General features: G+C 39.9%; 15 protein-coding genes. 8 read left to right on the forward strand and 7 right to left on the reverse strand.

Features of this window, described 5'->3' with window-relative positions:
• Nucleotides 1-223, reverse strand: a 223-nt coding sequence (locus tag HMPREF1321_RS11820; protein WP_034575588.1) for a hypothetical protein, incomplete at its 3' end; no start/stop codon positions are given.
• Nucleotides 224-401: 178 nt separating this feature from the next.
• Nucleotides 402-1,724, reverse strand: coding sequence for an exo-beta-N-acetylmuramidase NamZ domain-containing protein (locus HMPREF1321_RS03060; RefSeq protein ID WP_034575590.1), 1,323 nt, complete (start codon nucleotides 1,722-1,724; stop codon nucleotides 402-404).
• Between HMPREF1321_RS03060 and HMPREF1321_RS03065 the strand changes: the two genes are divergently transcribed.
• From HMPREF1321_RS03065 to ybeY, 3 genes are all read left to right on the forward strand, one after another.
• Nucleotides 1,708-2,865: an ABC transporter permease gene (locus HMPREF1321_RS03065; protein WP_009421368.1), complete on the forward strand. Its 1,158-nt coding sequence runs from the start codon at nucleotides 1,708-1,710 to the stop codon at nucleotides 2,863-2,865. The two genes, HMPREF1321_RS03060 and HMPREF1321_RS03065, sit on opposite strands and share 17 nt — an antisense overlap.
• A gap of 101 nt (nucleotides 2,866-2,966) precedes the next feature.
• The gene (locus tag HMPREF1321_RS03070; protein ID WP_002672528.1) at nucleotides 2,967-3,176 is read left to right on the forward strand and encodes a DUF2892 domain-containing protein; all 210 of its coding nucleotides are present in this window, start codon (nucleotides 2,967-2,969) and stop codon (nucleotides 3,174-3,176) included.
• A gap of 5 nt (nucleotides 3,177-3,181) precedes the next feature.
• Nucleotides 3,182-3,601 carry an rRNA maturation RNase YbeY gene (ybeY, locus tag HMPREF1321_RS03075; RefSeq protein WP_009421385.1) on the forward strand — a complete coding sequence of 140 codons (420 nt, stop codon included), beginning with the start codon at nucleotides 3,182-3,184 and terminating at the stop codon, nucleotides 3,599-3,601.
• On the opposite strand, the gene HMPREF1321_RS03080 is transcribed toward ybeY, so the two are convergent.
• From HMPREF1321_RS03080 to rfbA, 3 genes are all read right to left on the reverse strand, one after another.
• Nucleotides 3,588-5,006, reverse strand: coding sequence for a lipopolysaccharide biosynthesis protein (locus HMPREF1321_RS03080; protein WP_009421373.1), 1,419 nt, complete (start codon nucleotides 5,004-5,006; stop codon nucleotides 3,588-3,590). The two genes, ybeY and HMPREF1321_RS03080, sit on opposite strands and share 14 nt — an antisense overlap.
• Nucleotides 5,007-5,018: 12 nt before the next feature.
• On the reverse strand, nucleotides 5,019-6,383 hold the full coding sequence (radA, locus tag HMPREF1321_RS03085; protein ID WP_009411859.1) for a DNA repair protein RadA: 1,365 nt from the start codon (nucleotides 6,381-6,383) through the stop codon (nucleotides 5,019-5,021).
• A 97-nt stretch (nucleotides 6,384-6,480) separates the two neighbouring features.
• Entirely contained in the window at nucleotides 6,481-7,362 is an 882-nt protein-coding gene (gene rfbA / locus HMPREF1321_RS03090) for a glucose-1-phosphate thymidylyltransferase RfbA (RefSeq protein ID WP_009421376.1), read from the reverse strand.
• Between the two features lie 331 nt (nucleotides 7,363-7,693).
• Between rfbA and HMPREF1321_RS11825 the strand changes: the two genes are divergently transcribed.
• The 3 genes from HMPREF1321_RS11825 to HMPREF1321_RS03100 all read left to right on the forward strand — a co-directional run bounded on the left by HMPREF1321_RS11825 (nucleotide 7,694) and on the right by HMPREF1321_RS03100 (nucleotide 9,371).
• Complete coding sequence (locus HMPREF1321_RS11825) at nucleotides 7,694-7,843, forward strand: hypothetical protein (RefSeq protein WP_157461767.1); 150 nt, start codon at nucleotides 7,694-7,696, stop codon at nucleotides 7,841-7,843.
• Complete coding sequence (locus HMPREF1321_RS11830) at nucleotides 7,836-8,012, forward strand: hypothetical protein (RefSeq protein WP_157461769.1); 177 nt, start codon at nucleotides 7,836-7,838, stop codon at nucleotides 8,010-8,012. The genes HMPREF1321_RS11825 and HMPREF1321_RS11830 overlap by 8 nt, the downstream gene beginning before the upstream one ends.
• Nucleotides 8,013-8,318: 306 nt before the next feature.
• Nucleotides 8,319-9,371 (forward strand): glycoside hydrolase family 6 protein, encoded by a 1,053-nt coding sequence (locus HMPREF1321_RS03100; RefSeq protein WP_009421334.1) that lies wholly within the window; start codon nucleotides 8,319-8,321, stop codon nucleotides 9,369-9,371.
• Between the two features lie 71 nt (nucleotides 9,372-9,442).
• Here the strand turns inward: HMPREF1321_RS03100 and HMPREF1321_RS03105 are convergent, their stop codons facing one another.
• Nucleotides 9,443-10,045 (reverse strand): M15 family metallopeptidase, encoded by a 603-nt coding sequence (locus HMPREF1321_RS03105; RefSeq protein ID WP_009421329.1) that lies wholly within the window; start codon nucleotides 10,043-10,045, stop codon nucleotides 9,443-9,445.
• Nucleotides 10,046-10,123: 78 nt separating this feature from the next.
• On the opposite strand from HMPREF1321_RS03105, the gene smpB reads away from it, so the two are divergent.
• Nucleotides 10,124-10,579, forward strand: a complete 456-nt coding sequence (gene smpB / locus HMPREF1321_RS03110; RefSeq protein WP_009410605.1) for an SsrA-binding protein SmpB — start codon at nucleotides 10,124-10,126, stop codon at nucleotides 10,577-10,579.
• 76 nt (nucleotides 10,580-10,655) lie between these two features.
• On the forward strand, nucleotides 10,656-11,138 hold the full coding sequence (locus HMPREF1321_RS03115; protein ID WP_009421343.1) for a hypothetical protein: 483 nt from the start codon (nucleotides 10,656-10,658) through the stop codon (nucleotides 11,136-11,138).
• A gap of 125 nt (nucleotides 11,139-11,263) precedes the next feature.
• Here the strand turns inward: HMPREF1321_RS03115 and lysA are convergent, their stop codons facing one another.
• The gene (lysA, locus tag HMPREF1321_RS03120; protein WP_009421370.1) at nucleotides 11,264-12,460 is read right to left on the reverse strand and encodes a diaminopimelate decarboxylase; all 1,197 of its coding nucleotides are present in this window, start codon (nucleotides 12,458-12,460) and stop codon (nucleotides 11,264-11,266) included.
• Between the last annotated feature and the right edge of the window lie 99 nt (nucleotides 12,461-12,559).

Genomic DNA, 12,559 nt, shown 5'->3' on the forward strand with positions numbered 1-12,559 from the left:
TTTGTTCGTTCTTTGTTCGTTCTTTGTTCGTTCTTTGTTCGTTCTTTGTTCGTTCTTTGTTCGTTCTTTGTTCGTTCTTTGTTCGTTCTTTGTTCGTTCTTTGTTCGTTCTTTGTTCGTTCTTTGTTCGTTCTTTGTTCGTTCTTTGTTCGTTCTTTGTTCGTTCTTTGTTCGTTCTTTGTTCGTTCTTTGTTCGTCTTTTGTTCGTCTTTTGTTCGTCTCACTTTTCCGTTACTACACTCCCTCTCCTTGGGAGAGGGTTGGGGAGAGGATATTTTGTTCGTCTTTTCTCTATCTGCCCGTGTGGCTCACACTATCTGCCCGTCGTGCTACGACTGTCTGTCGTCCTACGAGCTCACACTTTACCTTCAACAATTGGTATTATTGGCATTATAGTATTAATTACGGATATAATAAATATTTCTTTCTCATCTCCTTAAACTGCTCTATATCCTTTTGCCACGATTGGCGTATTTCGTCTTCGGTCTTCCCTTCGCTGATTTGCTTCTTTAATATATCATTACCAGCAATCTTATTGAACGATGAAGTAAAGAAAGGTGTTTTCACTCCTTTGCCTTGCTCAAAAGCTTTTTTAAGCCAAGTAAGATTTAGTTTATCCAAACGAGGTGTTTTTCTCAAGTCCTCACCGTAACATAGCTCACCATTAAACTTCGGATTCTTGTCGCCTGCGTTAGGGTGTGGCGTAAAGCTAAAAGCCGTCTTATTAAAATAAGGAGAGCCATAAATCTGAAACTGCATATCGGTACCGCGCCCCATACTCACATTTGTCCCCTCAAAAAAACACAAACTTGGGTACAAGTTCACCGATACATCATTAGGTAAGTTAGGCGAAGGTTTTATCGGTAAGCTATAAGACGTTTGATGTGTATAATAGGCAAGAGGAATCACTTTAAGGTCAGCAGTAACGCCTGCTTGCAACCACTTTTCACCATTTATCATCTGAGCATATTCGCCAATAGTCATTCCATAAACCACGGGTACAGGGTGCATCCCAATAAAACTCCTAAAAGCAGGTTGCAATACCGCTCCATCAATGTAATGCGCATTAGGATTCGGACGGTCGAGTACTATTACAGGAATATGCTGTTCAGCACAAGCCTCCATCACATAATGCAAAGTAGAAATATAAGTGTAAAAGCGCACCCCTACATCTTGCAAATCAAAGAGCACAAGGTCTACACCTTTCAGTTGCTCAGCAGTAGGTTTTTTGTTTTTACCATAGAGCGATACAATAGGCAAGCCCGTTTTAGTGTCTTTGCCGTCTTTTACCACTTCACCTGCATCGGCTTCCCCTCTGAATCCGTGTTCAGGAGCAAAAACCTTGCTGATAGATACTTTCTTCTTTAATAACGTATCCACCAAATGTACATAATTCCCTTTTTCGGCTTTCACAATCCCAGTCTGATTCGTAACGATAGCTATATTTTTAGCGCGTAAATCCTTAATGTAAAGATACATTCGGTTAGCGCCTACCACCACTTCTTTCGTCTGTTTTTCAGTATTTTGCACAGAAGCATTACCTTGTGTCTGTCCATTATTTTTGCACGATATAAGCGTACATAAGAAAAAAAGTGTAACTTTGGCACTTCTAAAAGGCATTATTGTTTTGAATGTTGAATATTTCATAGCAAAAAGAGTTATTTTTTCGAAAGGGGACAAAGGTACAATTTCTTCCCCAATTATCAAAATGGCAATAGCTGCCATTGCTGTGGGTATGGTGATGATGCTCATTGCCATTGCTACGGGTATTGGCTTGCAACGCAAGATTAGGGAGAAGTTGGTAGTCTTTCACGGGCACATTCAGATTTTTGATTATAGCAATAATATATCAGAGGTTAGTACTAAACCTATTAAGTTACAACAAGATTTTTACCCTACTTTTTCAGCAGTACCGGAAGTTACCCATATTCAAGCAGTAGCTACCAAAGGTGGTATCATCCGTACTGAAACCACTTATGAATCGATTCTCGCTAAAGGTGTGGGGAAAGACTACAATTGGTCACTTATTCGCGATTTTATTACCGAAGGACGCACCCCTAATGTAGCGAGTGAAGAAGTAACCGATGAGGTGCTAATGTCTAGCTATTTAGCCAACAGATTGCACCTAAAACTGGGCGACCGTTGCCAAGCTATCTTTCTAAAAGACGAAGCTGCCCAAGCCCCTAACCAACGTAGTTTTAAAATTGTAGGGCTTTACAATAGTGGCTTTCAAGAATTTGATGCGTCGTACGTCTTCACTGATATACGTCATATTCAGAAAATCAATAAATGGCAACCTGACCAAATAGGCAATTTCGAGCTTTTTATCAAAGATTTTGACCATATAGAAGAAGTAGGCAAACAAGTGTACGGCAAGGTAGGTTCATTCCTCGATTCGCAAACTATCATTCAGAAGTTTCCTTTTATCTTCGAATGGCTTGGTATGTTCGATTTCAATATTTACCTCATCATCGGGATAATGATAGTGGTAGGTGGATTTAATATGATTACGGCTATTCTCGTGCTCATATTGGAGAAAACACCAATGATAGGTACTTTAAAGAGCTTAGGTGCCTCTGACCGCAGTATCCGCAAGATATTTTTGTATAATGCCACCTATATCATAGGCTTAGGACTCTTATGGGGGAATGTTTTAGGATTCTTATTGCTCTGGTTACAACAGCGTTACAGCCTTATCAAGTTAGACCCTGCCACCTATTACGTAACCGAAGTACCGATTGCTTTCACTCCTCTGTGGGTGTTATTGCTCAATATAGGCGTTTTGCTATTGTGCTTGCTGATGCTACTCATTCCTACCTATGTGATTACCAAAATATCACCTACTAAATCTATGAAGTTTTCGTAAATAATTTGAGATAGTGCAAAAGTGAGTGCATAATTATTTAAAATCTTTGCTTTATTCAAAATAAAGAAGTACATTTGCCACAAATTAAAAAATGTGACTATATGAAAAGAAATATTAGCACTTTGGACAAGAATATCCGTTTGCTCATTATCGTTATCACTGCAATATTGGGGTATTTTAACGAGTTTTCTATTACCATTGCTTCCGTGTTATCAGGCGTTTCTATATTGCTTTTGGTAACCATTCTCATCAATTTCTCACCCATTTACGCACTTTTAGGTATCAGTACCTATAAGCCTAAAGAAAAATAATTATTATGACTTCTTTTTTTAACGAAACTCCCTTTGTCTTTCCTTTTAAGAAAAACGAAGTAAAACGTTGGGTGAAATGCGTAGCCCAATCCGAAGGTAAAGAGGTAGGCAATATCAACTATATTTTTTGCGATGATGAGTATTTGCACAAAATAAATGTAGAGTATTTGCAACACGACACCCTTACCGATATCATCACCTTTGATTATTCTGAGGGAAAGGTACTCCATTCGGATATTTATATTTCGGTAGAGCGCGTAAAGGAGAATGCTAACATCTTTAAAGTACCATTCCAAAGAGAGCTCCTGCGGGTATTGGCACACGGCTTGTTACATCTTTGCGGTTATAAGGATAAAACACCCGAAGACAGTGCGCTAATGCGCAACAAGGAAGAAGAAAAGATGAACCTTTTTACGGTTGTTTAGGAAGAGTAGATTTGAGCTTTATAGTAAAACTCGCTAAATAACCATAAATAAGCAAAAGTAAGGTTCCTATGTAGATACTATTGTCAAAAGCATAAAAATTTACAAATGAGAAAACAACACTCATTCCAAGGAAGATTTTTATCTTCCTTTTTTTATAGGGTATCGGATAGTATTTTTGTCCGTAGTAATATGAAATAAACATCATCGCTCCATAGGTGATGAGTGTTGCTAACGCCGCCCCTTTATAACTGAGCCAAGGAATAAGCGCAAAGTTGAACACTACTGTGATAGCCATTCCTACTAAAGATACGATAGCCCCGAAACTGGTGCGGTCGGTTACTTTGTACCACACCGAAAGACTGTGGTAAATACCCAAACAAAGGTTAGCTAACAAGATAATAGGTACAATCCAAAGGGCTTCCCAATAGGCTTTGTTAGGTATCAAAATAAGTTTAAAAACATCGGTGAACACGGTAATAAAGAGCAAAATAAAGCCTCCGCACACAATGAAATATTCGGTGATACGAGCATAAGTTTTAGGCGCATTCTTATCCTGTGCACTGCTAAAAAAGAAAGGTTCTATACCGAGTTTATAAGCAGTGACAAAAAGGTTCATAAATACTCCCATTTTGTAACAAGCTGAGTAGATACCTATAGTTCCATCGGCAGTATCAGCGGGGAGAAGCATACGCAAGAACACTCGGTCAAAACCTTCGTTTACGGCAAAAGCAATACCTGCCAATAATACAGGGAAAGCATAAACCATCATCTCTTTCCAAAGTCGATAATCAAAACGGAAATGTATTTTGAAATAGATAGGCAACAAGACAATGAAAGTCGCTAAACTCGCTATTACGTTGGCTAAAAAGATATAATATACACCACCATTGGTAGCAAGAGTTTCAGCAGGTAAATAGTTCAGGTAGTAAATGTTCAGAGCTAAATTCACTACCGTATTCTCTATTTTAACAATAGCATAAAGTTTAGCTTTGCCTTTGTTTCTGAGCCACGCAAACGGAATCACCACTAAGGCATCGAGTACTAATATATAAATGGCAAAGACGATATACTGTACATCGTAGTTCAGCCAGGAGGCAATAAAGTGTCGCAATAAGTAAGCAATCAGCAGGAAAAACAAAGAGCTGACTGTAAGAGAAGTAAGCGCAGTAGATTGTACCTTCTTCTTCCGTTCGCCTTTGTTCATAAAGCGGAAGAAAGCTGTTTCCATACCGTATGATAGCAGTACGTTCCCCAAGATAAGATAGACAAACAACCCTGAATAGATACCAAAATCGGCAGTATCGAGTTTATTCACGTACAGCCTTGTGAGCAATAGGGTAAGCACACGAGGGAGTACAGTAGCAATGCCGTAAATAATGGTATCTTTAAAGAGTTTTTTCAACATAAGGCGTTTTTATTATCCAAATAGTTCTTGTATTGCATCTTCTATCTTGGCAACTTTTACAATCCTAATTTTAGTATTTTTAAGGGCTATTTTGTTATATTTTGATACAAAAATAGTGTTGAAGCCTAATTTCTCAGCTTCAGTAATGCGTTGCTCTACGCGTTGTACAGGGCGTATTTCACCACCTAATCCTACTTCGCCGGCAAAACAGACGTCCTTTTCAATCGCTATATCTTCGTTAGAAGATAGGATAGCCATCGCCACTCCTAAGTCAGTTGCAGGGTCGTCGATAGTAATGCCTCCCGTAATATTTAGGAAGACGTCCTTAGCACCTAAGCGAAATCCTGCGCGTTTCTCAAGCACTGCCAAAAGCATATTGAGGCGTTTGGCATTGAAGCCCGTAGTACTGCGTTGTGGTGTACCATATACCGCTGTACTTACGAGTGCTTGTATTTCAATCATCAGCGGACGCATACCTTCCAAAGTGGCAGCTATGGAGGTACCGCTAATCGTCTCATCGGTTTTGGAAATGAGAATCTCCGAAGGATTATTTACCTCACGCAATCCGTTGCTAAGCATCTCGTAAATACCTAGTTCGGAAGTAGAGCCAAAGCGGTTTTTCAGTGAACGCAAGATACGGTACACGTGATTACGGTCGCCTTCAAACTGCAAAACCGTATCGACCATATGCTCTAATATCTTAGGTCCTGCTATTTGTCCGTCCTTAGTGATATGCCCAATGAGTATTACAGGAGTGTGAGTAGTTTTAGCAAACTTAATCAGTTCGGAGGCACATTCCCTAATTTGAGAAATGCTCCCTGCTGATGCCTCTATATAATCGGATTGAAGGGTTTGAATAGAGTCGATAATCACGATTTCAGGTAAGAGTTCTTTTATCTGTTGAAAGATATTTTGCGTCTTAGTTTCAGTGAGAATAAAACAATTATCGAGCTTATGCGGAATGCGGTCGGCGCGCATTTTTATCTGTTTCTCACTTTCCTCCCCCGATACGTAGAGCGTACGATAGGGCAAATTGAGGGCTATTTGTAGCAGTAGCGTACTCTTGCCTATCCCTGGTTCTCCTCCTAAAAGAGTAACCGAACCGGGTACAATTCCCCCTCCCAAGACGTTATTCAATTCGTGGTTGTTGCTGTTGAGGCGCGCCTCCTGTTGTGTATCGATTTGCGAAATAGAAATATACTTAGGAGCTTTACTCTTGATAGGTGATTCTTTCTCTTGCCAAGCAGGAGCAGTGTCTTTCTGTACGACCTCTTCCACAATGGTATTCCACTGCTTGCAGACGTAACACTGTCCTTGCCATTTGCTGTATTGTGCTCCGCAATTCTGACAGAAATATGCTGTTTTTAGTTTTGCCATTTTTTAGGAGGTTAGATGTTAGGAGGCACGAGCTACAAGCTCGCACCAGCATAGATAGAGGTTAGGTTTTAGGCGTTAGATTATCTGGAAAAGCAAATTATCTATTGTTCATCGTTAATTGCAAAAGGTATTGCCCGTATTGGTTTTTGAGCATTGGTTTTGCTAAGTCTTGTAACTTTTCAACGGTAATCCAACCCTTGCGATAGGCTATTTCTTCCAAACAAGAAATTTTGAGTCCTTGACGTTTTTCTAAGGTTTCTACGAAGTTCGATGCCTCGCTAAGCGAATCGTGGGTGCCGGTATCAAGCCACGCAAAACCGCGCCCTAAAAGTTGTACTTTTAATTCGCCGTCGTTTAGAAACTCTTGATTCACCGTAGTAATCTCCAATTCACCTCGTGCTGAGGGTTTGATACTTTTGGCTACTTTCACTACTTTATTGGGGTAAAAATAGAGTCCTACTACCGCATAGTTAGATTTAGGCTGTGTGGGTTTTTCTTCAATGCTAAGCACATTGCCCTCGGTGTCAAATTCAGCTACCCCATAACGTTCAGGGTCTTTTACGTAATAACCAAAGACAGTAGCTTTGCGTTCTTTCTTTACATTCTCTACCGCTTGAGCGAGCATTTTCGAGAAACTCTGTCCGTAGAAAATATTATCTCCTAATACCAGGCATACATCGTCATCACCTATAAACTCTTCGCCTATGATAAAAGCTTGAGCCAAGCCATCGGGACTGGGTTGCTCGGCATAGCTAAGGTGAATACCGAAGTCGGAACCGTCACCTAAGAGGCGCTCAAAACCTGGTAAGTCCTGAGGAGTAGAAATTACCAATATCTCGCGAATACCCGAAAGCATCAGCACCGATAATGGGTAGTAAATCATTGGTTTATCGTAAATAGGGAGCAATTGTTTAGAAACTCCCTTAGTAATGGGGTAAAGGCGTGTACCTGAACCGCCTGCTAATATAATTCCTTTCATCGGTTGTTAGTTTTTTCAGACGTTAGTAATTACTGTAACTTTCATATTATTTTGAGCATTGCCCAAAGTCACTATACGACAAGCTATCAAAAAAACTTTGGCAAAGGTACAGTATTTATTTGAAATTAGCAAATGTGCTATTAATACCACAATGCCAATTGTTGAAGGTAAAAGATAAAAGATAAAAGGTAAAAGGTAAAGTGTGAGCTCGTAGCGCAACAGACAGATAAAATTAGTAAATTAGTAAATGAGTCAATTAGCAAATGGGGGCGGGAGAATAAAATAATGTAGATATAAAGAGCTTATAGGAAAGACGAACAATGAACGAACAATGAACGAACAAAAGACGGTGCGAGCCGCACGGGCAGATAATGAAAAGACGAAGAAAATATCCTCTCCCCAACCCTCTCCCAAGGAGAGGGAGTGTAGTAACCAAAAAGTGAGACGAACAAAAGACGAAGAAAAGACGAACAATGAATGAACGAACAAAGAACGAACAAAGAACGAACAAAAGACGAACAAAAGACGAACAAAAGACGAACAAAAGACGAACAAAAGACGAACAAAAGACGAACAAAAGACGAACAAAAGACGAACAAATGACGAACAAAAGACGAACAAATGACGGTGCGAGCCGCACGGGCAGATAAAGAAATGACGAAGGAAAAGTGGGGGTAAGTTAAAGCTAAGATAAAAATAAAAAGAGGGTTATTAGTAGATTTCAACTTTGGCAAATTTTGAAACTTTGGCAAAGTTCGTACATATAAACGGATAAATGACGGTGCGAGCCATACGGCAGATAGACAATGAACAAAGGAAAAGTAGAGACAAGGTGGTGAAAAAGCGGAGAGCAAACGGAGGAAAATGACTGGAAAAATTAATTAGAAAATAATTTTGGGTAAATGAAAATAAATTCCTACCTTTGCCAAATTAAGACATAAATAAGATTAAAGATTATGAAGAAATTACTAGCCTTAATAGCTTTTTTATGGGTAATGACCGCCTGTGAAAAATCAGGGGAAGATACGCCCCAAAATGCGCAAACTCAAATACCTTATGATTGGGATTTTTATTTGAAGCCTTCTCGGTTGTATGCAGTAAAAAATGAAAAAAATGCCGAGTTGAAAAAACTGTATTACCAAGTGTATGGTACGCCCTGCGGAGATTGGTATGATGGAATTAACCCAAACAGTAAGGATAGCGACCTCTATCTAAAGAATTTTGTTGAAGGAGCTGAACACGCTCGCAAAACGCCTATTGTGGTGATTTACGGTATCCCCAATCGCGATTGTGGGTCGTTCTCAGGAGGCGGACACCCTAATGCTGCTTCTTACAGAGCGTGGATAGACCGCGTAAGTGCCATTATTGGACAACGCCGTGCAGTAGTAATTATAGAACCAGATGCCATTAACTACTGCGGACATAAAAAGGGATCAGCTGAGTACAAAGAACGCGCTGATTTGCTCACTTATTGTGCAAGAAAGCTAAAAGAGAATAACCCTAATGTAGCGAGCTATATTCACGCTGGGAATTCTGATTTGGTCACAAAACACCCTGAAGCTGTTGCCAATGCCATTATAGATGGAGGCTTACAATATATGCGTGGTTTCGCACTGAATGTTTCGGGCTTAGGAGGCACTGCTGAAGAACAAGCAGGAGCCGAGAAATTTGTAAATTACTTAGCTTCTAAAGGTTTTAAAGATGTGCATTACGTGATTGACACAGGGCGCAGTGGTATCAATAGACCTAAACACCAAAATGCAAATGCTCCTTATAACTCTTGCAATAACTTTAATGCAGCTTTAGGCCCGCGTAGCACTACCAAAACCACAGGTGCACACGCCGATGCTTATTTATGGATTAACGGAGGAGGTGGCTCTGACGGTGAATGTAATATGGGAGCTCCCGAAGCGGGAAAGCCTTATCCTGAATATACAAGACACTTGGTGCAAAACGCTATGAGAGTGAAAAGTATAGAGATTTTGGAAGTACCTCAAAGCTTAAAATAGTCGTAGCACGACAAGCAATTAGAAACTTTGGCAAAGTGTGTGAAGAGTCGTAGCACGACAGAAGAGACATTTTATTTACATTGCCATTGGAAGTCTTCGACTTTAGATTGCATTTCGGGACGGTACTCATAGTGCCACCACTCTGAGAAAATAGATTTAAAGTTATATTTGTTGAGTACATCCTTCAACAACTTGCGATTCTCAAGTACCTTTTTAGGGAGGGTCGTGCAAGTGTGATGTGCTTTTTTACCAAAGAAATCAAAAGGAGTACCCATATCTAATTCCTTGCCTTGTGCATCTACAAGGGTAAGATCGACAGCAGCCCCGCGATTGTGTTTAGAGCCTTTCGCGGGGTTTGCTACGTAGTGGGTACCTGGAAGTATCTTCCACATCTTTTTCTGTACCGAAAGCGGTCGGTAGCAGTCGAACAATTTAATGCGGTATCCCAACGATTTAAACTCTTCATTAGCTTTGACCAAAGCCTTCGCAGTACTCTTGCGGAGATAACACTCACCACAATCATATACTGCTTGTTTGAGGAAATTATCGGGGGTGGCGTATTTCATATCGAATACAAAGTCATTAGAAAGGCTTCTGAGAAGCACAAAATCATTCTGCTGCGCTAAAAGTGAGGACACTGATAATAATGTAAAAAGTTGTAAGAGGTATTTCATAAGAGTGATTTTCGGCAAAAGTACAAAAAAACTTAAAAAAAAGCTTGCTATATGTAACAAATTTACTACTTTTGTGCTATGATTCAGAAAACAGTACAAATACTCAACAAACGGGCGAAATTTGAATATGAAATCCTCGACAAATACACGGCGGGGATTGTGCTCGTGGGTACCGAGATAAAGTCTATACGAATGGGAAAAGCCTCGATAGCTGAGAGTTTTTGCGAGTTTAACGATAAAGGAGAGCTTTTCGTAATTAACTCTACCATTGAAGCATATGACTTTGGCACCTATTACAACCACCGCCCCAAAAGCGAACGCAAACTGCTTTTGCAGAAAAAAGAACTACGCAAACTCAATAAAGAAGTGAAAAATAGCGGGCTTACTATTGTACCACTCAAACTCTTTATTAACGAAAAAGGTTTGGCTAAAATGGATATAGCCTTAGTACGCGGTAAGAAATTGTACGATAAACGCGAAACTATTAAAGACCGTGATAACAAGAGAAACTTGGATAGGCTAATGAAGAAATAAATCCTCACCCCGTTGCCCCTCTCCCAAGGAGAGGGGCAAATTGTGAATTAATCATTAACAATTAATCATTAGATAAGTGTATAGAGATTTTAAAGAACTCCCCGATGATGCCCGTGTGTGGGTATACCAATGCAACCGTAGCTTTACAGAAGATGAGCAAAAGCAACTGCATACACAATTAGAAGAATTTATAAACCACTGGATGGTACACGGCAAGGATTTGTTATCATCATTTGAATTACGCTATAACCGTTTTATAGTTATAGGGGCATTACCCGATGCCCACGGTGTAGGAGGCTGTTCTCTTGATGCTTTAGCGCACTTTATTCAAGAGCTTGAAGCCCAATACAACGTTACATTGCTTGACCGTATGAATGTGAGTTATCGTCAAGGTGAACACATCGCCTATAAAAACCTTGCCGATTTCAAGAAGATGGTAAAAGAAAAAGCAGTATCGGCACAAACTATAGTGTTCAACAATTTGGTGAATACTAAAATAGAATACGAAGAGAATTGGGAAGTGCCTTTGGAAGACAGCTGGCACAACCGGTTTTTATAGTGCGAGCCACAGTGCGAGCCGCACAGGCAATAAAAGAAGTATGAACTTTGCCAAAATCTGAAACTTTGGCAAAGTGTAGCGACGCAAATGCGATTTTAAGACTTTTCGGACAGCCTTTTTTATTGTTAATATATCTGTCCTCTTAGTAAGTCTTCGAAGGTTTCTGCCTTTCTGATAAGTTTAGCTTCCCCATTCTGCCACAATACTTCTGCTGGACGCAAGCGTGAATTGTAGTTGCTCGCCATAGTGTAGCAATAGGCACCTGCATTGTGAAAGCACAATATATCACCCTCAGTAATCTCAGCTATTTGTCGGTTGGAGGCAAAAGTATCGGTCTCGCATATATACCCGACTACTGAATAGAAACGCTTCTTACCTTCGGGGTTAGAAATGTTTTCGATATAATGATTAGCCCCGTAGAACATTGGTCGGATAAGATGATTAAAACCAGAGTCGATGCCTGCAAATACCGTAGAAGTGGTTTGCTTTACTACATTCACCTTTACTAAAAAGTAGCCTGCTTCACTTACTAAAAACTTACCAGGTTCGAAAGCTAATGTAAGGTTGCGACCGTACTCCTTGCAGAAATCAGCAAAGCGACTGCTGAGACGTTCGCCCAACTCTTCTATATTGGTTTGTATATCTCCCTCTTTATAAGGCACTTTAAAGCCACTACCAAAGTCGATAAATTGTAAATCCTTAAAGTGTTTAGCGGTTTCAAAGAGTATTTCGGCAGCATATAGGAACACATCAATATCTAAAATATCACTACCTGTGTGCATATGAATACCGTTGATGTGCATCTTTGTATTCTGGACGATGCGCAAGATATGCGGTATTTGGTGAATGCTAATACCAAACTTACTATCGATATGCCCTACCGAAATATTGCTATTACCGCCTGCCATCACGTGTGGATTGATACGAATACACACGGGTATCTCAGGGTGTTGTGTGCCAAACTGCTCCAAGAACGAAAGATTATCGATGTTGAGCTGTACTCCTAAGCGCATAGCCTCTTCAATTTCGTCCATTGAGACACCATTAGGCGTAAAAATAATTTGCTGAGGGTCAAAACCTGCCAGCAATCCCAACTGTACTTCCTGAATAGAAACGGTATCAAGACCAGCACCTAAATCCTTCATCAATTTCAAGATAGAGATATTAGAAAGGGCTTTCATTGCATAGTTGATGCGCAACTTGGGTACTGAGGCAAAGGCATTGGTAAGTCGGTTATATTGAGAAGCAATCTTCTGGGCATCATATACATATACAGGGCTACCGTAAGTGTGTACTATGTTTAGTAAATCGTTTATTTTCATTGAATATACTGTTGTTTAAATGATTATAGGGCACAAAAGTACAAATAATTAGCAAATTGGCAAATAATACTAATAATACCAGAAATGCTAATAATACCA

The sequence above is a fragment of the Capnocytophaga sp. oral taxon 412 str. F0487 genome (assembly GCF_000271925.1).
GTDB lineage: Bacteria > Bacteroidota > Bacteroidia > Flavobacteriales > Flavobacteriaceae > Capnocytophaga > Capnocytophaga ochracea.

Excerpts from the sequence above, each read along its gene's own strand:
- HMPREF1321_RS03065 (WP_009421368.1), top strand. The coding sequence starts at position 1,708 with ATGGCAATAGCTGCCATTGCTGTGGGTATGGTGATGATGCTCATTGCC.
- HMPREF1321_RS03060 (WP_034575590.1), bottom strand. The coding sequence starts at position 1,724 with ATGGCAGCTATTGCCATTTTGATAATTGGGGAAGAAATTGTACCTTTG.
- HMPREF1321_RS03070 (WP_002672528.1), top strand. The coding sequence starts at position 2,967 with ATGAAAAGAAATATTAGCACTTTGGACAAGAATATCCGTTTGCTCATT.
- ybeY (WP_009421385.1), top strand. The coding sequence starts at position 3,182 with ATGACTTCTTTTTTTAACGAAACTCCCTTTGTCTTTCCTTTTAAGAAA.
- HMPREF1321_RS03080 (WP_009421373.1), bottom strand. The coding sequence starts at position 5,006 with ATGTTGAAAAAACTCTTTAAAGATACCATTATTTACGGCATTGCTACT.
- radA (WP_009411859.1), bottom strand. The coding sequence starts at position 6,383 with ATGGCAAAACTAAAAACAGCATATTTCTGTCAGAATTGCGGAGCACAA.
- rfbA (WP_009421376.1), bottom strand. The coding sequence starts at position 7,362 with ATGAAAGGAATTATATTAGCAGGCGGTTCAGGTACACGCCTTTACCCC.
- HMPREF1321_RS11825 (WP_157461767.1), top strand. The coding sequence starts at position 7,694 with ATGAACGAACAAAAGACGGTGCGAGCCGCACGGGCAGATAATGAAAAG.
- HMPREF1321_RS11830 (WP_157461769.1), top strand. The coding sequence starts at position 7,836 with ATGAATGAACGAACAAAGAACGAACAAAGAACGAACAAAAGACGAACA.
- HMPREF1321_RS03100 (WP_009421334.1), top strand. The coding sequence starts at position 8,319 with ATGAAGAAATTACTAGCCTTAATAGCTTTTTTATGGGTAATGACCGCC.
- HMPREF1321_RS03105 (WP_009421329.1), bottom strand. The coding sequence starts at position 10,045 with ATGAAATACCTCTTACAACTTTTTACATTATTATCAGTGTCCTCACTT.
- smpB (WP_009410605.1), top strand. The coding sequence starts at position 10,124 with ATGATTCAGAAAACAGTACAAATACTCAACAAACGGGCGAAATTTGAA.
- lysA (WP_009421370.1), bottom strand. The coding sequence starts at position 12,460 with ATGAAAATAAACGATTTACTAAACATAGTACACACTTACGGTAGCCCT.